Raw genomic sequence first — 20,080 nt, 5'->3', positions numbered from 1 at the left:
GCTCACATCTGGAAGGGAGCCGCCCATGTTTGAATCCGCCGAAATCGATCACGCGATCGACAAAGAAACCTACGACGCCGAAATCCCGGCCCTGCGCGAAGCGTTGCTCGAAGCGCAATTCGAATTGCAGCAGCAACGACGCTTTCCAGTGATCATTTTGATCAATGGCATCGAAGGCGCCGGCAAGGGTGAGACGATCAAGGTGCTCAACGAGTGGATGGACCCGCGCCTGATCGAGGTCCGCACGTTCGATCATCAAACCGACGAAGAACTGGCGCGACCACCGGCCTGGCGGTACTGGCGGATGCTCCCGGCCAAAGGGCGCATGGGGATTTTCTTCGGCAACTGGTACAGCCAGATGCTGCAGGGGCGGGTCCATGGCGAGTTCAAGGATCCGCGCCTGGACCAGGCGATCAACGCGGCCGAGCGTCTGGAAAAGATGCTCTGCGATGAAGGTGCGTTGATCTTCAAGTTCTGGTTTCACCTTTCAAAGAAGCAAATGAAGGCTCGCCTCAAGGCGCTGGCCGACGACCCGCTGCACAGCTGGCGGATCAGCCCGCTGGACTGGCAGCAGTCGCAAACCTACGACAGGTTCGTGAAGTATGGTGAACGGGCGTTGCGCCGCACCAGCCGCGACTATGCACCCTGGCATGTGATCGCCGGGTCGGATGCCCATTATCGCAGCCTGGCCGTGGGGCGGATTCTGCTGGCGGGCCTGCAGGGTGCATTGAAACGACCGACGATCCATCCGGAAAAGGTCAGTGCCGCGCCAGTGTTCCCCAGTGTCGATCAAGTGAACCTGATCGATAGCCTGGACCTGACTCTGCAGTTGGATAGGGATGATTACGAAGAACAACTGATCACCGAGCAGGCGCGGTTTTCCGGGTTGATGCGTGACAAACGCATGCGCCGCCACGCGCTGGTGGCGGTGTTCGAGGGCAACGACGCGGCTGGCAAAGGCGGGGCGATCCGCCGGGTAGCGGCAGCGCTTGATCCGCGCCAGTACAGCATCGTGCCGATTGCCGCGCCCACCGAGGAAGAACGGGCGCAACCGTATCTGTGGCGCTTCTGGCGGCACCTGCCGGCCCGGGGCAAGTTCACCGTGTTCGACCGCTCCTGGTATGGCCGGGTGTTGGTGGAGCGCATCGAAGGTTTTTGCAGCCCGGCAGACTGGCTGCGTGCCTACGGTGAAATCAACGATTTCGAAGAACAGCTCACCGATGCCGGTGTGATCGTGGTCAAGTTCTGGCTGTCCATCGACAAACAGACGCAATTGGAGCGCTTCGAAGAGCGTGAAAAGATCCCCTTCAAACGCTTCAAGATCACAGAGGACGACTGGCGCAACCGTGATAAATGGGATGACTATCGCGCGGCGGTCGGCGACATGGTCGACCGTACCAGCACCGAGATTGCGCCATGGACCCTGGTGGAAGCCAATGACAAGCGCTGGGCGCGGGTCAAAGTCTTGCGCACCATCAACCGGGCACTGGAGGAGGCTTTCGAAAAAACCGCCCGGCATGAACGCAAGCGTAAGGACAAGGATTGAGGCCATGGTTACGCATACGCGAGGTGAATGATCGTCGCGGTCGGTCAAGAGCTGGACTTATGCTCGGTCCACTCTCAACCGATAACAACAATGAGGTATGTCATGCGTGAAGTGGTGATCGTCGACAGCGTGCGGACCGGCCTGGCCAAATCCTTTCGCGGTAAATTCAACATGACCCGCCCGGACGACATGGCGGCACACTGTGTCGATGCACTGTTGGCGCGCACCGGTATCGATCCGGCGAGCGTCGAGGACTGCATCGTTGGCGCCGGCTCCAACGAAGGCGCCCAGGGTTTCAATATCGGTCGCAATGTCGCGGTGCTCTCGCGCCTGGGCATCGGCACGGCCGGCATGACCCTCAACCGGTTCTGTTCCTCGGGCCTGCAGGCGATCGCCATTGCCGCCAACCAGATCGCTTCGGGTTGCAGCGACATCATCGTCGCCGGCGGCGTCGAGTCCATCAGCCTGACCATGAAGAGCGTCAACACCGACAACCTGATCAACCCGCTGCTCAAGGAGCAGGTGCCGGGCATCTACTTCCCGATGGGCCAGACTGCTGAAATCGTCGCGCGTCGGTACAACGTCAGCCGCCAAGAGCAGGACCTGTATGCGTTGCAAAGCCAGCAGCGCACCGCAGAGGCTCAGGCCGCCGGGCTGTTCACTGATGAAATCGTGCCGATGTCGGTGAAGTATCGCGTCGAAGACAAGGCCACAGGTCAGGCACAGATCCTCGATGGCATTGTCGACCGCGACGACTGCAACCGCCCGGACACTACCCTGGAAAGCCTGGCCGGGTTGAAGCCAGTGTTCGCCGAAGATGGCTCGGTCACGGCGGGCAACTCTTCGCAGCTGTCTGACGGCGCGTCCATGACTCTGGTGATGAGCCTGGAGAAAGCGCTGGAACTGGGGCTCAAGCCGAAAGCGTTCTTCCGCGGCTTTACCGTGGCCGGTTGCGCGCCGGACGAGATGGGCATCGGCCCGGTGTTTTCGGTACCGAAACTGCTCAAGGCCAAAGGCTTGCGGATTGACGACATCGACCTGTGGGAACTCAACGAAGCGTTCGCCTCGCAGTGCCTGTACAGCCGCAATCGCCTGGAAATCGACAACGCCCGGTACAACGTCAACGGAGGCTCGATTTCCATCGGTCACCCGTTCGGCATGACCGGCTCGCGCCAGGTCGGGCATCTGGTTCGTGAATTGCAACGACGCAATCTGCGGTACGGTATCGTCACCATGTGCGTGGGTGGCGGGATGGGGGCAACCGGGCTGTTTGAAGCGGTGCGGTAAGCCTCGATATTTCTCGTTGTCAGTTCGATAGTCATCGCGAGCTTGCTCGCGATGGGTGCGCCACGGTCAAAAAATCACCTGAGAATACGACCCGCACAGTTTCATTCGCGGCCAGACCGAAACTGTGCCTGTGTACGCCAAGGCTCCAGGCCTAGAATGACGACTCCTGTCAGTTGGCGTTGGGGTTCACATGCACATTTCATCGGGTCGCTGGGGTTACGGTCTGTTCCTGGCCTTGTTGACCGCGTTGTTGTGGGGAATCCTGCCGATCAAGCTCAAACAAGTGTTGTTGGTAATGGACCCGGTGACGGTGACCTGGTTTCGCCTGATGGTATCCGGCGGCTGCCTGTTCATTTACCTGGCGGCTACCAGGCGTCTGCCCAGCCGCAAGGTGCTCGGTCCTCGTGGTGGCTGGTTGGTGCTGATGGCGGTGCTCGGTCTGGTCGGTAACTATGTGTTGTATCTGATGGGCCTGAACCTGCTTAGCCCCGGTACGGCGCAACTGGTAGTGCAGATGGGGCCGATCATGCTGCTGATCGCCAGTCTGTTTGTGTTCAAGGAGCGTTTCAGCCTGGGGCAGGGGATTGGCCTGCTGGTGCTGCTGATTGGCTTTGCACTGTTTTTCAACCAGCGCTTGAGTGAGTTGCTCACGTCTCTGACCGACTACACCGCCGGTGTGCTGCTTGTGTTGCTGGCGTCCACGGTCTGGACCTTCTATGCCCTGGGGCAGAAGCAATTGCTGACGGTGTGGAATTCGCTGCAGGTAATGATGGTGATCTATCTGTTCTGCGCTGCGCTGTTGACGCCATGGGTGCATCCGCTCGAAGCGTTGCAATTAAGTCCCATGCAGGGTTGGTTGCTGCTGGCGTGCTGCCTCAACACCCTGATTGCTTATGGTGCGTTTGCCGAGGCCCTGGCCCATTGGGAAGCCTCCCGGGTCAGCGCGACGCTGGCCATCACCCCGTTGGTGACCTTTGCCGCGGTTGCCATGGCTGCGTGGCTGTGGCCCGACTATGTGCATGCCGAGACGATCAATGGCCTGGGATATGGCGGTGCGGTGCTGGTGGTGCTGGGGTCGGCGCTGGTGGCGTTGGGCCCGTCGTTGATTGCCGGGCTGAAGGCGCGGAAGGTGCGGATGGCAGCCAGTTAGACCGCGTTATCGTTCATCGCGGACAAGCCACCCTCCCACAGGTTTCGAGTCATTTATCAACGTTGTGGACGACGCAAAACCTGTGGGAGCGGGCTTGCTCGCGAAGACTGACTGTCAGACGCTACAAAACTCAGCCCTTGGCCCCAGCCTCCAGCATGTTCTCCGGCCTCACCCACGCATCGAACTCTTCGTCTGTCAGATACCCGAGCTGCAACGCCGCCTCGCGCAAGGTCAGGCCTTCGCTGTAGGCCTTCTTGGCGATTTCCGCCGATTTGTCATAACCGATGTGCGGGTTGAGTGCCGTTACCAGCATCAAGCCACGCTCCAGGTGCTCAGCCATTTTTTCCGCATCCGGCTCCAGACCGGCCACGCAGTGCTGCTGGAAGTTGCTGCAGCCATCAGCCAGTAAACGGATCGATTGCAGCAGGTTGTGGATGATCACCGGTTTGAACACGTTGAGCTGCAAGTGGCCCTGACTGGCGGCAAAGCCGATGGCGACATCGTTGCCCAATACCTGGCAGGCCAGCATCGACAGCGCTTCGCATTGGGTCGGGTTGACCTTGCCCGGCATGATCGAACTGCCCGGTTCATTGGCCGGCAGCCTGACTTCGGCGAAGCCGGCGCGTGGGCCGGAACCCAGCAGGCGCAGATCGTTGGCGATTTTCATCAGCGTCACGGCGAGGGTTTTCAGCGCGCCGGACAGCGTGGTCAGCGGCTCATGACCGGCCAGCGCGGCAAACTTGTTCGGCGCGGTGATAAACGGCAAACCGGAGAGGGCGGCCAATTCTGCGGCGATGGCCTCACCGAAGCCGTGGGGGGAATTGAGCCCGGTGCCGACGGCCGTTCCGCCCTGGGCCAGCTCGCAGACCGAGGGCAGTGCGCTGCGGATCGCCCGCTCGGCGTAATCGAGTTGCGCGATGAAGGCCGAGATTTCCTGGCCGAAGCTGATCGGTGTCGCATCCATCATGTGGGTGCGGCCGGTCTTGACCAGTTTCATGTGGCGTGCGGCCAGTTCGGCAAGCCCGCCAGACAGTTCGCTGATCGCCGGCAGCAAGTGCTGTTGCACTGCCTGGACGGCTGCGATATGCATGGCGGTGGGGAAACAGTCGTTGGAGCTCTGGGAGCGATTGACGTGATCGTTGGGATGTACCGGGGACTTGCCTCCACGGGGGTTGCCGGCCAGCTCGTTGGCGCGACCGGCGATCACTTCATTGACGTTCATGTTGCTCTGGGTACCGCTGCCGGTTTGCCAGACCACCAGCGGAAACTGGTCGTCGTGGTCGCCGGCGAGCACCTCGTCGGCCGCCTGCTCGATCAGGCGGGCGATATCGGCGGGCACATCGCCGTTGCGATCATTGACCCGTGCCGCGGCTTTCTTGATCAGCGCCAGGGCATGCAACACGGCCAGCGGCATGCGTTCGTTGCCGATGGCGAAGTTGATCAGCGAGCGTTGCGTCTGAGCGCCCCAATAGGCTTCATCCGGGACTTCAACCTGGCCGAGGCTGTCGGTTTCGATACGGCTCATCTTGCTCACTCCTGTAGGTCCGATTGCGCAGTTTAGGCCGTGATCGACGGCCGTGGTTCCATCAGTCTGAAATTGACCATTCAACCCCTCTAAATCAGGTGCGACAAGGCTTGGGGTTGAGCGACACACTTTTTTAGGCGCAGAATGGACGCCCTTGGGGTCTTACCTCGCCAGCTAGAAAAGGAAACTCGATGACTCGTCTTCGTGCCATCTGTACCGCCGTTGCTTTGGTCTGCGCCAGCGGCCAGGTTCTCGCCGACACCGCCAGCCATAACGCCAGTGCCGAGGCTTTCCTGACCATGGCGCACGCTGACAAACTGGGCACCCCGGTGTACATGCAAGTACAGCAGATGTTTGCCCAGCGTTTCGAACAGACCAAAGCCCCCGAGTCGAAAAAGGCCGTGCTGGAAACCTACCAGGCCAAGGCCAACGCCGCTCTGGACCAGGCCATTGGCTGGAACAAGCTGAAACCGGACATGGTCAAGCTCTACACCACCAATTTCACCGAATCCGAGCTCAAGGACCTGGTTGCGTTCTACCAGTCGCCACTGGGCAAGAAAGTCCTGGAAAAAATGCCTCAGCTGACCCAGCAATCGGCCCAGATGACCCAGGCCAAGCTGGAAAGCGCGGTGCCTGTGGTCAACAAGCTGCTGGCTGACATGACCGCCGAGCTGACGCCGAAAGACGCAGCCGCGCCAGCCAAGAAAAAGCCTTAAGCGGAGTTCGGTATGACCATGCAACAACGCATCGAATCGACGCTGGGCCTGCTTCAGCCCGAGCATCTGCAAGTGCTGGATGAAAGCCACATGCACAGCCGTGGGCTGCAAACCCATTTCAAGGCTGTGGTGGTCAGTACGCAGTTTGAAGGCCTGAACCGGGTCAAGCGCCACCAGAAGGTCTACGGTACGCTCGGCGAGCTGATGGGAGAGTTCCATGCGTTGGCGTTGCATACCTACACGCCAGAGGAATGGGCCCGGATCGACGCGGCTCCGGCCTCGCCGACCTGTGCTGGCGGCAGCAAGCACTAAACACCGGTTTTTTGTTAGAATGCCCAACGCGCCGCTAACCCGGCGCGTTTTTTTTCGCATCCGGTTCACCCCTTACGAGGGTAGCCACCTGGAGATTTACCCATGACACAACAGATTGTCGTGGCGGCACTGTATAAGTTCGTCACCCTGGAAGATTACGTCGCCCTGCGCGAGCCCCTGCTGCAAGCGATGGTCGACAACGGCATCAAAGGCACGCTGCTGATTGCCGAAGAAGGCATCAACGGCACCGTGTCCGGCAGCCGCGAAGGCATCGACGGGCTGATGGCCTGGCTCAAGAACGACCCGCGCATGGACGACATCGACCACAAAGAGTCGTACTGCGACGAGCAGCCGTTCTACCGCACCAAGGTCAAACTCAAGAAAGAAATCGTCACCCTCGGCGTGGAAGGCGTGGACCCGAACAAAAAGGTCGGCACCTACGTCGATCCACAGGACTGGAACGCGCTGATCAGCGACCCGGAAGTGTTGTTGATCGACACCCGTAACGACTACGAAGTCTCGATCGGTACCTTCGAAGGCGCCATCGACCCGAAAACCACCAGTTTTCGCGAATTTCCCGATTACATCAAAGCCAACTTCGACCCGGCCGTGCACAAGAAGGTCGCGATGTTCTGCACCGGTGGCATCCGCTGCGAGAAGGCCTCTAGCTACATGCTCAGCGAGGGCTACGGTGAGGTTTTTCACCTCAAGGGTGGCATCCTGAAGTACCTCGAGGAGGTGCCGCAGGAAGAAACCAAGTGGCAGGGTGATTGCTTCGTGTTCGACAACCGCGTGACCGTTCGTCACGACCTGAGCGAGGGCGACTACGATCAATGTCATGCCTGCCGCACACCGGTGAGTGTGGAAGACCGCGCGTCCGAGCATTACGTGGCCGGCATCAGTTGCCCGCATTGCTGGGATAAGCTGAGCGAGAAGACCCGTCGCAGTGCGATCGACCGGCAGAAGCAGATCGAACTGGCCAAGGCTCGTAACCAGCCTCATCCGATCGGCTTCAACTACAAGCAAGCATCTTCCGAGGCCTGAACCATGTCTGCGCGCCTGCTCTATGTGATGGACCCGATGTGTTCCTGGTGCTGGGGGTTTGCCCCCGTGGCCAAGTCGCTGGTCGAGCAGGCGCAAGCCGCGGGTGTGGATGTGCACTTGATCGTGGGAGGTTTGCGCACCGGTAGCGGTGCGGCGCTGGAGCCGACCACCCGGCGCTACATTCTTGAACACTGGCAGGCGGTTACCGAGGCCACCGGCCAGCCCTTCAAGTTTGAGGGCGCGTTACCCGATGGCTTTGTCTATGACACCGAGCCTGCCTGTCGGGCACTGGTGACGGCGCGCGCACTGGCGCCAGATTGTGCCTGGAAGCTGCTCGGGCTGATTCAGCATGCGTTTTATGTCGAAGGTCGGGACGTCACCCGCGCCAGCGTGTTGGTGGAACTGGCCGAGCAGGCCGGCGTGCCGCGCATCGAGTTTGCCGCCGCTTTCGATCGTGCCGACATGCACACTGCGACTGAAGCCGATTTCACCTGGGTCCAGGACCTGGGCATTGCCGGTTTCCCCACCCTGCTGGCCGAGCGTAACGGCCAACTGGCGTTGTTGACCAATGGCTATCAGCCGTTGAGCGAGTTGTCCCCGCTGCTCGGCCGCTGGCTGGAGCGTGCTGCCTGTGCATGACCTGCCTGATGATGTCGCACCCGCTAAACGTGTCGACCGTCTGAGCTGGGCGGAAATCCGCCGCCTGGCCCTGCACCACAAGAAATCCCTGTGGATCGCCAACGGCGTAGCCGTGCTGGCGACCTTGTGCAGCGTGCCGATTCCCTTGCTCCTGCCGTTGCTGGTGGACGAGGTATTGCTGGGGCACGGTGATGCCGCGCTGAAGATCATGAACCACGCGCTACCCGAGGGCTGGCAGAAAGCCGCGGGCTACATCGGCCTGATGTTGCTGGTGACCTTGACCCTGCGTTGCACGGCGTTGCTGTTCAACGTGGTGCAGGCGAAATTGTTCGCCGGGTTGGCCAAGGACATTGTCTACCGCATCCGCATACGGCTGATCGAACGGCTCAAGCGTATCTCGCTGGGTGAATACGAAAGCCTGGGCAGCGGCACGGTGACTACGCATCTGGTCACCGACCTCGACACGCTGGACAAATTCGTCGGCGAAACCCTCAGCCGTTTCCTCGTGGCCATGCTGACTCTGGTCGGCACCGCCGGCATTCTGATGTGGATGCACTGGAAACTGGCATTGCTGATTCTGCTGTTCAACCCGCTGGTGATCTACGCCACGGTGCAGTTGGGCAAGCGGGTCAAGCACCTGAAGAAACTCGAGAACGACAGCACTTCGCGCTTTACCCAGGCGTTGACCGAAACGCTGGATGCTATCCAGGAAGTTCGCGCCGGCAACCGCCAGGGGTTCTTCCTCGGTCGCCTGGGGCATCGCGCCCGGGACGTGCGCGACTACGCGGTGAATTCGCAGTGGAAAACCGACGCATCGAACCGTGCCAGCGGATTGCTGTTTCAGTTCGGCATCGATATTTTCCGGGCCGCGGCGATGCTCACGGTGCTGTTTTCCGACCTTTCAATCGGCCAGATGCTCGCGGTGTTCAGCTACCTGTGGTTCATGATCGGTCCGGTGGAACAACTGCTGAACCTGCAATACGCCTACTACGCTGCCGGCGGTGCGCTGTCGCGGATCAACGAGCTGTTGTCCCGTGCCGACGAACCCGAATACCCGGGTGGAGTCGACCCGTTCATCGGTCGCGAAACCGTCGGGATCGAGGTTCAGGGATTGAGCTTTGGCTACGGTGACGAACTGGTGCTGAGCCAGATGAATCTCTCCATCGCTCCCGGCGAAAAAGTCGCGATCGTCGGTGCCAGCGGCGGCGGCAAGAGCACCCTGGTGCAACTGCTGCTGGGCTTGTACACACCCTTGGCTGGCACCATTCGTTTTGGTGGTTCGACCCAGCAAGAGATCGGCCTGGAGACCGTGCGGGAAAATGTCGCCGTGGTCCTGCAACACCCGGCGCTGTTCAACGATACCATCCGCGCCAACCTGACCATGGGCCGCAAACGCAGTGACGAGGCCTGCTGGCAGGCGCTGGAAATCGCCCAACTGCACAACACGGTCCGGGATTTGCCCAATGGCCTGGACAGCATCGTCGGGCGCTCCGGCGTGCGTTTGTCCGGCGGGCAGCGCCAACGCCTGGCCATTGCGCGGATGGTGCTGGCCGAACCCAAGGTGGTAATTCTGGACGAAGCCACCTCTGCGCTGGATGCCGCCACCGAATACAACCTTCACCAGGCCTTGGCGCGGTTTCTGAGCAACCGCACCACGTTGATCATTGCTCACCGCCTTTCGGCGGTAAAACAGGCCGACCGTGTGCTGGTGTTCGACGGCGGGCAAATTGCCGAGGATGGCGATCACCAGCAACTGATTGCCGACGGTGGTCTGTACGCCAAGCTGTATGGGCATTTGCAGCGGTTGTAGCGAAATGATATCAAGGTTGCAAGGCGCCACTTCAATACTATAAAAAACATCATCGCGGCCGAATTCAGTGGCCGCGATATTCCCCTCCGGGCATAGCTTGTCGCTTGCCGGGATCGGAATCGCAACCTAGTCTAGCTATAGCGATTTCGTCCGGAAGACGAGCAAGCAGTGCCAATACAAGGGACCTCATGAATCAAGCGCGGACTCTCGGAACGCCACGGCTGTTGGGCATCGTCTGGCCATTTATCGCCGTTGTGGTGTTTCAAGCCTTGTTGGGCGGCGTTAGCCTTTACGTACTGTCGGCGGTTCGCGGCTATGTTGCTGGCGAAAGCCTCTGGTCCAAGGGGCAGAAGGACGCAATCTATTACCTCAACCTCTATGCCGACAGCGGCGACGAAGCGATTTTTCGTAAATACCAGCACGCTATTTCCGTGCCTCAGGGCGGGCATGAGTTGCGTGTGGCGCTGGATCATCAACCGCCGAATATCGAGGCGGCACGTGTGGCGATTCTCAAGGGTGGCAACCACCCGGAAGACGTTTCCAGCCTGATTTGGCTATACCTCAACTTTCGTCACTTCAGTTACCTCGAAAAAGCCATCAACCTTTGGACCGTGGGGGATGCCTATCTGGTCCAGCTCGATGATGTTGCGCGGGACATGCATCAGCACATCACTGCCGGCCCGGCCTCTGGCGCGGATGTACAGCGCTGGAAGGAGCAGATTTTCGCCATCAACGACGGCGTGACGCCGGCGGCAAAGGCGTTCAGCGATGCCTTGGGTGAAGGCTCGCGGGTCATTCTTCGTTTGCTCCTGCTGACTAACCTCGCCACTGCTCTTGGATTGATTGCGCTGGCGCTGATGCGCACCCATAAACTGCTCAAGCAGCGCCATGCGTTCGCCGATGCGCTGCAACTGGAGAAAGAACGGGCGCAGATCACCCTGCAATCAATTGGTGATGGGGTGATCACCACGGATGTTTCCGGTGCAATCGCCTACATGAATCCGGCGGCCGAAGCGTTGACCCACTGGAAGGCCGAGCAGGCGACGGGATTGCCACTGGCGGCGCTGTTCAACCTGTTGGACGAAAATGCCCAGGCCGATGGTTTCACCCTGATCGAGCATATTCTGAGCGGCCAGCTCAGTGGCGGCAGTGAACACTCCAAGTTGATTCAACGCCTGGACGGCAGCACGGTGTCGGTCACGCTGGTGGGCGCCCCCATCCGTAATGCCGGAAAAGTCAGCGGGACGGTGCTGGTGTTGCATGACATGACCCAGGAGCGGCAGTACATCGCCAATCTGTCGTGGCAGGCGACCCACGATGCCTTGACCGGCCTTGCCAACCGTCGCGAGTTCGAATATCGCCTGGAACAGGCGCTGCACAACCTCACCCGCCATTCGGGTCGCCATGCTCTGATGTTCCTCGATCTGGACCAGTTCAAACTGGTCAACGACACCTGCGGCCACGCGGCGGGGGACGAACTGCTGCGGCACATCTGCGCGCTGTTGCAATCGGGGCTGCGCGAAGGCGACACCCTGGCGCGCCTTGGCGGCGACGAGTTCGGCATCCTGCTGGAAAACTGCGCACCGGAAGCGGCGGAGAAAATTGCCGAAAGCCTGCGCCAGACGGTGCAGAATCTGCATTTTGTCTGGAAAGGCCGGCCTTTCGTGACCACTGTCAGCATTGGGCTGGTTCATGTCGCGCAGAATCCGACGACGCTCGAAGCCTCGCTGCGTGCTGCCGACATGGCGTGCTACATGGCCAAGGAAAAGGGGCGGAACCGGGTCCAGGTCTATCATCCGGATGACTCGGAATTGTCCCTGCGCTTCGGTGAGATGGCTTGGGTGCAGCGTTTGCACATGGCACTGGAGGAAGATCGCTTCTGCCTGTACGCCCAGGAGATTGCCCCATTGGGTCATGTCGATCAGGACGGCGGGCACATTGAAATCCTGCTGCGATTACATGATGAAGCCGGTCGGATGATCTTGCCCGACAGCTTCATTCCGGCAGCTGAGCGCTATGGCCTGATGAGCTCGCTTGATCGTTGGGTGGTGCAGAACGTGTTCAAGATCATCGCCCAATGCCGGGTCGAGCAAGGCCACGTACCGCTGGCCATGTGTGCGATCAATCTGTCAGGCACGACGATCGGGGATGAGGCGTTCCTGGACTTCTTGCGCGAACAGTTTGTGACGTATTCGATTCCGCCTGAAATGATTTGTTTTGAAATTACTGAAACCAGTGCTATTTCAAATCTTGGTAGCGCCATTCGATTCATTAATGAACTCAAAGGCTTAGGCTGCCATTTTTCACTGGATGACTTTTGCGCCGGAATGTCCTCATTCGCGTACCTGAAACATTTGCCTGTAGACTTCCTGAAGATCGACGGGAGTTTCGTAAAGGATATGCTGGACGACCCGATTAACCGCGCCATGGTCGAAGTGATCAATCACATTGGCCATGTTATGGGTAAGCGCACGATTGCCGAGTTTGTCGAAACGCCCCAGATTGAGCAGGCATTGCTGGAGATCGGGGTGGATTACGCTCAAGGGTATGTGATTGAACGCCCGCAGTTGTTTACCAGCGATAGTCTGTTAAGTCGTCCCGCCAGGCCTCAGCCGCTGTTGTTCAAGGCGCCTGGCACGTTCCGTTGAGACTCCTGCCGGTCTTACAATCACAATCAAAAGGAGCTCGACAGTGATCGATACATTCAACCGAACCGGACCGCTCATGGAAGCTACAAGTTACCCTGCCTGGGCCCAGCGCCTGATCCAGGATTGCAGCGAGAGCAAGCGCCGGGTTGTCGAACACGAACTGTACCAACGCATGCGAGACAACAAACTCGGTGCGAAGACCATGCGCCAGTACCTGATCGGTGGCTGGCCGGTGGTCGAACAGTTCGCGTTGTATATGGCACAAAACCTGACCAAAACCCGCTTTGCCCGTCATCCCGGCGAAGACATGGCCCGTCGCTGGCTGATGCGTAACATCCGCGTCGAACTGAACCACGCCGATTACTGGGTGAACTGGAGTCGGGCGCACGGTGTCAGCCTGGAAGAGCTGCAGGCTCAGCAGGTTCCCCCTGAGCTTCACGCCCTGAGCCATTGGTGCTGGCACACCAGTTCAGCCGACTCGCTGATCGTTGCGATTGCCGCCACCAACTACGCCATCGAAGGGGCGACCGGGGAATGGTCGGCGGTAGTGTGTTCCAACGGTATCTACGCCGCCTCGTTCCCCGAGGAAGATCGCAAGCGGGCGATGAAGTGGCTGAAGATGCATGCCCAGTACGACGATGCCCATCCATGGGAAGCCCTGGAGATCATCTGCACATTGGCGGGCACCAACCCCAGCAAATCCCTGCAGGTGGAGTTGCGTCAGGCCGTTTGCAAGAGCTACGACTATATGTACCTGTTTCTCGAACGTTGCATGCAAATGGAGCACGCAGAGCGGGTACCGGTCGTGCGTGAGCGGATGGCATTGGCCGAAGGCTGATCCAATCGCTGCTTGAAAAACAACTGTGGGAGCGAGCTTGCTCGCGAATACGGACTGTCAGTCAACATCACCGTTGAAAGTCAGATCCCATTCGCGAGCAAGCCCGCTCCCACATTGGTTTGTGTCGTGGCTGAAAAATCAGCCCGCCATTTCCAGCCGGTTACGACCTTCGCGCTTGGCCACATACAACGCGCTGTCTGCCCGTCGCAACAAGCTTTCGGCAGACTCGCCGGGCAACAGGGTCGAACAGCCGAGGCTGACCGTCAGCAGGATCCTGTGACCATCGGCCAGGTACTCTTCAGACTGGATTGCAAGCCGCAGCCGCTCTCCGACCATGGCCGCGGCCTCGCGACAGGTATTCGACAGCAAGATCAGGAACTCTTCACCGCCATAGCGGAACACCATGTCCACGTTGCGCAACTGGTTTTTGATCGTGGCGGCGACTGCCTTGAGCACGTTATCGCCTGTGCTGTGGCCATGGGTATCATTGACTAGCTTGAAATGATCGATGTCCAGCATCAGTACTGACAACGGTTGCAGATGGCGCCGGGACAGTTCGATTTCCCTTTGCAGCGTCTGGTCCATGGCGATGCGATTACCGGCACCCGTCAGCGGGTCGCGCAGTGCACTTTGGGTGGCGGTACGGTACAGCAGCGCATTGCGCATCGGGAAAAGCAGTGCGGCTAGCAGTGATTCGAGATTGCCCTGATCCTGTTCGCTGAAACGCTGATTGCGACGGAAGATCAGCTCACCCAGGTGTTCGCCTTCGTGGCTGAGGCTGTAACTGATGGAGTGGTGGCCGCGTTGGCCGAACTCCAGGCGCAGGTCACTGCTCTTGTGCTGGTAGCACAAGGCGTCCAACGGTACCAACCGCTGAATCTCGCGATAGAACGTCCCAAGAATGCGTTGCGGCTCCAGGCTGGTTTGCAACTGCAGGCTCAGTTGCTGGCGCAATTGCGCAAGACTGACAGGTCTTTCCAGGAGGGGCGGCTGCTGACCAAAGCCCAGGCGCTGCAATTTGGCGCTATCGAAGTCAATTGCGTTGGTCTGGGAAGGTGGTTTCATAAGGCATGCGCCCCTAAGCAGTAAGGCTGTCTTACAAGCAGGGTGAGAGCGGCTTAGGGCTGCGCGTCGTACTGGTCCGTCAGTCCCGTAGGACATTTCGTACAAGTTTAATCCGCTTTGTAGAAGATGAGTAATCTCTGCGCTCAAGCTTCACCCCCGTCTGCTTTCACTTTACGTGTCTGAGCAAACTTAGAGCGAAAGTCGTGCCATTCGGTTCATCCGAATAAAAGCTGTATTAAATCAATGGGTTGTTGGTTGTCTGCTGCCTGTGTAGCGCGGCGTGTGACGTTTGTTTGACAGGTGCCTGGCTCGAACCCGAGAGCCTTCAAGTGCCGCGACAGGAAGCTGGCGCGGCACTAAAAAGCGACGTACGGTCGTTACTGGGCGTTGAACGCCTGGCCATTGATGCCGGTGCTGTCCGGGCCCATCAGGTAAAGGTAGACCGGCATGATCTCCTCGGGCGTCGGGTTGTTCAGTGGGTTTTCACCCGGATAAGCCTGGGCGCGCATGCTGGTGCGGGTGGCGCCCGGGTTGATGCTGTTGGAGCGCACCGGGGCCACGGTATCGACTTCGTCAGCCAGGGTTTGCATCAAGCCTTCAGTGGCGAATTTGGAGACGCCGTAAGCGCCCCAATACGCACGCCCCTTGCGGCCGACGCTGCTGGAAGTGAACACCACCGAGGCATCCTGCGACAACTTGAGCAGCGGCAGCAGGGTGCTGGTGAGCATGAACATGGCATTGACGTTGACTTGCATGACCCGCATGAAGTTTTCGCCGGAAAGCTGCTCGATCGGCGTGCGCGGGCCGATGATCGAGGCATTGTGCAGGAGGCCGTCGAGATGCCCGAATTCGCTTTCGATCATCGCTGCCAGCTCATCGTATTGATGGGGCAGGGCGGTTTCGAGGTTGAAGGGGATGACTGCCGGTTGTGGATGGCCGGCGGCTTCGATTTCGTCGTAGACCTGGGTCAGGTTGGCTTCGGTCTTGCCCAGCAGCAGCACGGTTGCGCCGTGGGCTGCGTAGGTTTTTGCCGCTGCGGCACCGATGCCGCGTCCTGCGCCGGTGACCAGGATGACCCGATCCTTGAGCAGTTCGGGGCGGGCGGAATAATCAAACATAAAAACCTCTACAAAAATTCTTCAGGTCAAGCGCTATCCCTGTAGGAGCGAGCTTGCTCCGGGCGGCGTTCCGACGATGGGCGTAAACGATGACGCGACAAGTCTGGCACCCCGTGGCGCTCTCAGGTGCTTCGCGAGCAAGCTCGCTCCTACAGAGGTCAACGACAGTCTCAGCAGCTACAGAGGGCGCTATCCAAAACCTTGCGCAGCTCCAACGGATGATCGACCACCACGTCCGCTCCCCAGTGTCGCGGGTTGTCATCCGGGTGGATGTAGCCGAAGGTCACTGCAGCGGTCTTGGTGCCGGCATCACGGCCGGACTCGATGTCGCGCAGGTCATCGCCAACGAACAGCACGCTGGCCGGATCGAGGTCGAGCATCTTGCAGGCGAGGATCAGCGGCTCTGGATCGGGTTTGCTGTTCTTCACGTGATCCGGGCAGATCAGCAGCGCCGAACGCTCGGCCAGCCCCAGTTGCTGCATGATCGGCTCGGCAAACCGCAGTGGCTTGTTGGTCACTACGCCCCAGATCAGGTTGGCTTTTTCGATGTCGGCCAGCAGTTCACCCATGCCGTCGAACAGCTTGCTATGGACGGCACAACCCACGAGGTAGCGCTCCAGGAACTCCTGGCGCAACTCCTCGAATCCCGGCGACTCCGGGTCCATGGAGAAGGTCACTGCGACCATCGCCTTGGCGCCGCCGGAAATCTCGTCGCGAATGTGTTTGTCGTTCATCGGTGGCAAGCCACGGTCGGCACGCATCGCCTGGCAGATCGCAATGAAGTCCGGCGCGGTGTCGAGCAGGGTGCCGTCCATGTCGAAAAGAACTGCTCTGATTGGCATCGGCTTATTCCTCGCGCAGGGTCTGGATCATGTAGTTGACGTCCACGTCGGAGGCCAGTTTGTAGTGCTTGGTCAGCGGGTTGTAGGTCAGGCCGATGATGTCCTTGACGGTCAGGCCGGCCATGCGACTCCAAGCGCCAAGTTCGGAAGGGCGAATGAATTTCTTGAAGTCGTGGGTGCCGCGCGGCAACAGCTTCATGATGTATTCGGCACCGACGATGGCGAACAGGTACGCCTTCGGATTGCGGTTGATGGTCGAGAAGAACACTTGGCCGCCGGGCTTGACCATGCGGAAGCAGGCACGGATGACCGACGACGGGTCTGGCACGTGCTCAAGCATTTCCAGGCAGGTGACCACGTCGAACTGCTCGGGCATTTCCTCGGCCAGGGCTTCGGCGGTGATCTGCCGGTACTCGACGCTTACGCCCGACTCCAGCTGATGAAGCTGGGCAACCGCCAGTGGCGCTTCGCCCATGTCGATACCCATCACGGTCGCGCCGCGCTGAGCCATGGCTTCGCTGAGGATGCCACCGCCGCAACCGACGTCGAGGACCTTCTTGCCGGCCAGATTGACCCGTTCGTCAATCCAGTTCACCCGCAGCGGGTTGATGTCGTGCAGCGGTTTGAATTCGCTTTCGCGGTCCCACCAGCGATGGGCCAGGGCCTCGAATTTGGCGATTTCGGCGTAGTCGACGTTGCTCATGGTTTAAGTCCTCTAAAACTTGAAAAATCCTGTTGCCCCGGATTGTGCTCCAGGGGGGGCTTACGATTCGGTGCGGCCACTGATGCGCCGGCCCCAGGCCTTCGCGGTAGTACTTAGCTGTTGTTCATCCAGGCGTGTCAGGCGACGGTCGTCGAGCAACTGCTTGCCGGCAACCCAAAGGTGTTTCACGCAGTCCCGGCCGGTGGCGTATATAAGCTGCGAAACCGGGTCGTAGACCGGCTGCTGGGCCAGGCCCGAGAGATCGAAAGCCACCATGTCCGCGGCCTTGCCGATTTCCAGCGAGCCGACTTTGGCCTCGATACCCAGTGCCCGGGCACCGTTGAGGGTGGCCATGCGCAGGGCACGATGGGCATCCAGCGCGGTGGCCGAGCCGGCGACAGCCTTGGCCAGCAGGGCCGCGGTGCGGGTTTCGCCGAGCAGGTCCAGGTCGTTGTTGCTGGCCGCGCCATCGGTGCCGACCGCGACATTGACCCCGGCCTGCCACAAGCGCTCTACCGGGCAGAATCCGCTGGCCAGCTTCAGGTTCGATTCCGGGCAATGAATCACATTGCTGTTGCTTTCTACCAGCAGCGTCATGTCTTCTTCGCTGATCTGGGTCATGTGAACCGCCTGGAAGCGTGGCCCCAGCAAGCCCAGGCGCGCCAGTCGGGCCAGCGGTCGTTCACCGCGCTGCTCGACCGATTGCTGCACTTCAAACGCCGTTTCATGCACGTGCATGTGGATCGATGCGTCCAGTTCTTCGGCAATCACCCGGATTTTTTCCAGGTTTTCATCGCCCACGGTGTAGGGTGCATGGGGGCCAAAGGTGATTTTGATGCGCTCGTGGTGCTTGAGATCGCCAAACAACTCGACGCCCTGACGAATGGCTTCGTCCGCTGTAGCGGCGCCCGGAATGGGGAAGTCGAGGATCGGAATCGCGATCTGCGCGCGAATGCCGCTGTTGTGCACGCGCTCGCTGGCAACCTTCGGGAAGAAGTACATGTCAGAGAAACAGGTGATGCCCCCTTTGATTTGCTCGGCGATGGCCAGATCCGTGCCGTCGCGCACGAAGCCTTCGTCGACCCACCTGGTTTCGGCGGGCCAGATGTGGTTTTCCAGCCAGGTCATCAATGGCAGGTCATCGGCCAGGCCGCGGAACAGTGTCATCGCCGCGTGCCCATGGGCATTGATCAGGCCGGGGCTGAGCAACATGTCGGGCAACTCGCGGGTTTCGGTTGCGTTAAGCTTCAGTGCGGCGGAACGTGGGCCGATAAACACGATGCGCCCATCACGGATGCCCACGCCGTGTTCCTTGAGGACAACACCAGCGGGTTCGACGGGTACCAGCCAGGTCGGCAGCAATAACAGGTCGAGCGCAGCGGCAGTGTTCGGCATCGAGGGTCGGTTCCAGTGCTTTTGTAAAGGATGGCGAAGTATACCCGAGCGTCTTCGCGGGGGGATCGCTATAATCGGCGGCTTTTGTTCATGAGTGCGGGGTGAGGGATGCGCGATCGACTGTTGGCTGCGGAAAAGGTAAAGGCCATCGATTGGCGTGATGGCGCTCTCCATCTGCTGGATCAGCGCATTTTGCCGTTCGAGGAAACCTGGATCGCCTACACCAGTGCAGCCGGTGTGGCCGAGGCCATTCGCTCGATGGTGGTGCGCGGTGCGCCGGCGATTGGTATCAGTGCCGCTTATGGCATCGTGCTCGCGGCCCGTGCCCGGATTGCCGAAGGTGGCGACTGGTACGCGGCGCTGGAAGAGGATTTCGCGCTGCTGGCCGATTCTCGTCCCACTGCGGTCAACCTGTTCTGGGCGCTGGGCCGCATGCACGACCGGCTTGATCGCCTGAAAGACAATGCCGATCCGCTGGAGGTGCTGGAGGCAGAGGCCATCGCCATTCACGAAAGCGATCGCGAAGCCAACCTGACCATGGCGCAACTGGGTGTGGACCTGATCCGCAAGCATCAGGGCAACGCCCAGGCGATCCTGACCCACTGCAACACCGGCGCACTGGCCACGGGCGGCTTCGGCACGGCGCTGGGGGTGATTCGTGGGGCTTTCATCGAGGGCATGGTCGAGCGGGTGTATGTCGACGAAACCCGCCCATGGCTGCAGGGCTCGCGGCTGACCGCGTGGGAACTGGCCAATGAAGGTATTCCCGTGACCCTCAATGTCGATTCCGCCGCCGCGCATATCATGAAGACCAAAGGCCCTACCTGGGTCATCGTCGGTGCTGACCGAATCACCGCCAATGGCGATGTGGCCAACAAGATCGGCACCTATCAACTGGCCGTTAACGCCATGCACCACGGCGTGCGCTTCATGGTGGTGGCGCCGAGTTCGACTATCGACATGAATCTGGCCAGCGGCGATGACATTCCGATTGAGGAGCGTGATGGCCGCGAGTTGCTGGAGGTCGGCGGCAAGCGGGTGGGCGCGGATGTCGAAGCGTTCAATCCGGTGTTCGATGTGACTCCGGCGGACCTGATCGATGCGATCGTCACCGAAAAAGGCATCGTCGAGCGCCCGGATACGGCGAAGATGGCGCAGTTGATGTGCCGCAAGCGCCTGCATTAATAGCTTCTGGCGTCTGAAAGATAGCCATCGCGAGCAAGCTCGCTCCCACAGGGATCTATTTTGTGTCCTGAATCTCGGGCATGCGGTAAACACTGTGGGCGAGCTTGTTCGCGATGGGGTCGTCAAAGCCAATGAAACAGTCAGATCCTGCCCCAAATTCGTCATTCAAAACGGCTCTAAGCCCCTCTCGTCCCCTTCAAGCCTGTCACCGGTCAACTAACTACTCTCCATGCGCATCTGGGGGATAGGTGCGTGGC

17 protein-coding genes are annotated in these 20,080 nt (G+C 59.9%); 11 read left to right on the top strand and 6 right to left on the bottom strand.

Translation table 11 applies throughout. The features are described from left to right. The first annotated feature begins 25 nt into the window (after window positions 1-25). From pap to AC3WTM_RS07515, 3 genes are all read left to right on the top strand, one after another. The gene (gene pap, locus AC3WTM_RS07525; RefSeq protein ID WP_102671650.1) at window positions 26-1,546 is read left to right on the top strand and encodes a polyphosphate:AMP phosphotransferase; all 1,521 of its coding nucleotides are present in this window, start codon (window positions 26-28) and stop codon (window positions 1,544-1,546) included. 102 nt (window positions 1,547-1,648) lie between these two features. Continuing rightward, window positions 1,649-2,833, top strand: a complete 1,185-nt coding sequence (locus tag AC3WTM_RS07520) for a thiolase family protein (protein WP_102671649.1) — start codon at window positions 1,649-1,651, stop codon at window positions 2,831-2,833. A 190-nt stretch (window positions 2,834-3,023) separates the two neighbouring features. Then, complete coding sequence (locus AC3WTM_RS07515; RefSeq protein WP_102671648.1) at window positions 3,024-3,983, top strand: DMT family transporter; 960 nt, start codon at window positions 3,024-3,026, stop codon at window positions 3,981-3,983. A gap of 130 nt (window positions 3,984-4,113) precedes the next feature. Here the strand turns inward: AC3WTM_RS07515 and AC3WTM_RS07510 are convergent, their stop codons facing one another. Next, the gene (locus AC3WTM_RS07510; RefSeq protein WP_057713757.1) at window positions 4,114-5,508 is read right to left on the bottom strand and encodes a class II fumarate hydratase; all 1,395 of its coding nucleotides are present in this window, start codon (window positions 5,506-5,508) and stop codon (window positions 4,114-4,116) included. A gap of 191 nt (window positions 5,509-5,699) precedes the next feature. Here AC3WTM_RS07510 and AC3WTM_RS07505 point away from each other — a divergent pair, with 191 nt between their 5' ends. The 7 genes from AC3WTM_RS07505 to AC3WTM_RS07475 all read left to right on the top strand — a co-directional run bounded on the left by AC3WTM_RS07505 (window position 5,700) and on the right by AC3WTM_RS07475 (window position 13,515). Beyond that, complete coding sequence (locus AC3WTM_RS07505; protein ID WP_007997268.1) at window positions 5,700-6,224, top strand: DUF2059 domain-containing protein; 525 nt, start codon at window positions 5,700-5,702, stop codon at window positions 6,222-6,224. 12 nt (window positions 6,225-6,236) lie between these two features. Continuing rightward, on the top strand, window positions 6,237-6,536 hold the full coding sequence (locus AC3WTM_RS07500; protein ID WP_056727175.1) for a BolA family protein: 300 nt from the start codon (window positions 6,237-6,239) through the stop codon (window positions 6,534-6,536). A gap of 102 nt (window positions 6,537-6,638) precedes the next feature. After that, on the top strand, window positions 6,639-7,580 hold the full coding sequence (trhO, locus tag AC3WTM_RS07495) for an oxygen-dependent tRNA uridine(34) hydroxylase TrhO (RefSeq protein ID WP_090457157.1): 942 nt from the start codon (window positions 6,639-6,641) through the stop codon (window positions 7,578-7,580). A 3-nt stretch (window positions 7,581-7,583) separates the two neighbouring features. Beyond that, entirely contained in the window at window positions 7,584-8,219 is a 636-nt protein-coding gene (locus AC3WTM_RS07490) for a DsbA family protein (RefSeq protein WP_102671647.1), read from the top strand. Then, window positions 8,212-10,029, top strand: a complete 1,818-nt coding sequence (locus AC3WTM_RS07485; RefSeq protein WP_102671646.1) for an ABC transporter ATP-binding protein — start codon at window positions 8,212-8,214, stop codon at window positions 10,027-10,029. The genes AC3WTM_RS07490 and AC3WTM_RS07485 overlap by 8 nt, the downstream gene beginning before the upstream one ends. 188 nt (window positions 10,030-10,217) lie before the next feature. Next, a complete protein-coding gene (locus AC3WTM_RS07480; RefSeq protein WP_102671645.1) occupies window positions 10,218-12,677 on the top strand; it encodes an EAL domain-containing protein in 2,460 nt (819 codons plus the stop codon). A 76-nt stretch (window positions 12,678-12,753) separates the two neighbouring features. Further along, window positions 12,754-13,515, top strand: a complete 762-nt coding sequence (locus AC3WTM_RS07475) for an iron-containing redox enzyme family protein (protein ID WP_219736471.1) — start codon at window positions 12,754-12,756, stop codon at window positions 13,513-13,515. A gap of 138 nt (window positions 13,516-13,653) precedes the next feature. Here the strand turns inward: AC3WTM_RS07475 and AC3WTM_RS07470 are convergent, their stop codons facing one another. The 5 genes from AC3WTM_RS07470 to AC3WTM_RS07450 all read right to left on the bottom strand — a co-directional run bounded on the left by AC3WTM_RS07470 (window position 13,654) and on the right by AC3WTM_RS07450 (window position 18,638). Beyond that, window positions 13,654-14,580, bottom strand: a complete 927-nt coding sequence (locus tag AC3WTM_RS07470; protein WP_102671643.1) for a GGDEF domain-containing protein — start codon at window positions 14,578-14,580, stop codon at window positions 13,654-13,656. Window positions 14,581-14,957: 377 nt separating this feature from the next. After that, window positions 14,958-15,698 carry a YciK family oxidoreductase gene (locus AC3WTM_RS07465; protein ID WP_007999919.1) on the bottom strand — a complete coding sequence of 247 codons (741 nt, stop codon included), beginning with the start codon at window positions 15,696-15,698 and terminating at the stop codon, window positions 14,958-14,960. A 170-nt stretch (window positions 15,699-15,868) separates the two neighbouring features. Then, window positions 15,869-16,540, bottom strand: a complete 672-nt coding sequence (gene mupP / locus AC3WTM_RS07460; protein WP_102671642.1) for an N-acetylmuramic acid 6-phosphate phosphatase MupP — start codon at window positions 16,538-16,540, stop codon at window positions 15,869-15,871. 4 nt (window positions 16,541-16,544) lie between these two features. Continuing rightward, complete coding sequence (gene ubiG / locus AC3WTM_RS07455; RefSeq protein ID WP_033055822.1) at window positions 16,545-17,243, bottom strand: bifunctional 2-polyprenyl-6-hydroxyphenol methylase/3-demethylubiquinol 3-O-methyltransferase UbiG; 699 nt, start codon at window positions 17,241-17,243, stop codon at window positions 16,545-16,547. Between the two features lie 60 nt (window positions 17,244-17,303). Then, the gene (locus AC3WTM_RS07450) at window positions 17,304-18,638 is read right to left on the bottom strand and encodes a TRZ/ATZ family hydrolase (protein ID WP_102671641.1); all 1,335 of its coding nucleotides are present in this window, start codon (window positions 18,636-18,638) and stop codon (window positions 17,304-17,306) included. Between the two features lie 108 nt (window positions 18,639-18,746). Between AC3WTM_RS07450 and mtnA the strand changes: the two genes are divergently transcribed. Then, entirely contained in the window at window positions 18,747-19,823 is a 1,077-nt protein-coding gene (mtnA, locus tag AC3WTM_RS07445; RefSeq protein WP_102671640.1) for an S-methyl-5-thioribose-1-phosphate isomerase, read from the top strand. The last annotated feature ends 257 nt before the right edge of the window (window positions 19,824-20,080 follow it).

This window comes from Pseudomonas sp. EU05-FHT14B02, assembly GCF_058791055.1.
This window is presented reverse-complemented; position numbering and strand designations above follow the sequence as displayed.

Coding starts and splice junctions, on each gene's coding strand:
- pap (WP_102671650.1), top strand. CDS start 26: ATGTTTGAATCCGCCGAAATCGATCACGCGATCGACAAAGAAACCTAC.
- AC3WTM_RS07520 (WP_102671649.1), top strand. CDS start 1,649: ATGCGTGAAGTGGTGATCGTCGACAGCGTGCGGACCGGCCTGGCCAAA.
- AC3WTM_RS07515 (WP_102671648.1), top strand. CDS start 3,024: ATGCACATTTCATCGGGTCGCTGGGGTTACGGTCTGTTCCTGGCCTTG.
- AC3WTM_RS07510 (WP_057713757.1), bottom strand. CDS start 5,508: ATGAGCCGTATCGAAACCGACAGCCTCGGCCAGGTTGAAGTCCCGGAT.
- AC3WTM_RS07505 (WP_007997268.1), top strand. CDS start 5,700: ATGACTCGTCTTCGTGCCATCTGTACCGCCGTTGCTTTGGTCTGCGCC.
- AC3WTM_RS07500 (WP_056727175.1), top strand. CDS start 6,237: ATGACCATGCAACAACGCATCGAATCGACGCTGGGCCTGCTTCAGCCC.
- trhO (WP_090457157.1), top strand. CDS start 6,639: ATGACACAACAGATTGTCGTGGCGGCACTGTATAAGTTCGTCACCCTG.
- AC3WTM_RS07490 (WP_102671647.1), top strand. CDS start 7,584: ATGTCTGCGCGCCTGCTCTATGTGATGGACCCGATGTGTTCCTGGTGC.
- AC3WTM_RS07480 (WP_102671645.1), top strand. CDS start 10,218: ATGAATCAAGCGCGGACTCTCGGAACGCCACGGCTGTTGGGCATCGTC.
- AC3WTM_RS07475 (WP_219736471.1), top strand. CDS start 12,754: ATGGAAGCTACAAGTTACCCTGCCTGGGCCCAGCGCCTGATCCAGGAT.
- AC3WTM_RS07470 (WP_102671643.1), bottom strand. CDS start 14,580: ATGAAACCACCTTCCCAGACCAACGCAATTGACTTCGATAGCGCCAAA.
- AC3WTM_RS07465 (WP_007999919.1), bottom strand. CDS start 15,698: ATGTTTGATTATTCCGCCCGCCCCGAACTGCTCAAGGATCGGGTCATC.
- mupP (WP_102671642.1), bottom strand. CDS start 16,540: ATGCCAATCAGAGCAGTTCTTTTCGACATGGACGGCACCCTGCTCGAC.
- ubiG (WP_033055822.1), bottom strand. CDS start 17,243: ATGAGCAACGTCGACTACGCCGAAATCGCCAAATTCGAGGCCCTGGCC.
- AC3WTM_RS07450 (WP_102671641.1), bottom strand. CDS start 18,638: ATGCCGAACACTGCCGCTGCGCTCGACCTGTTATTGCTGCCGACCTGG.
- mtnA (WP_102671640.1), top strand. CDS start 18,747: ATGCGCGATCGACTGTTGGCTGCGGAAAAGGTAAAGGCCATCGATTGG.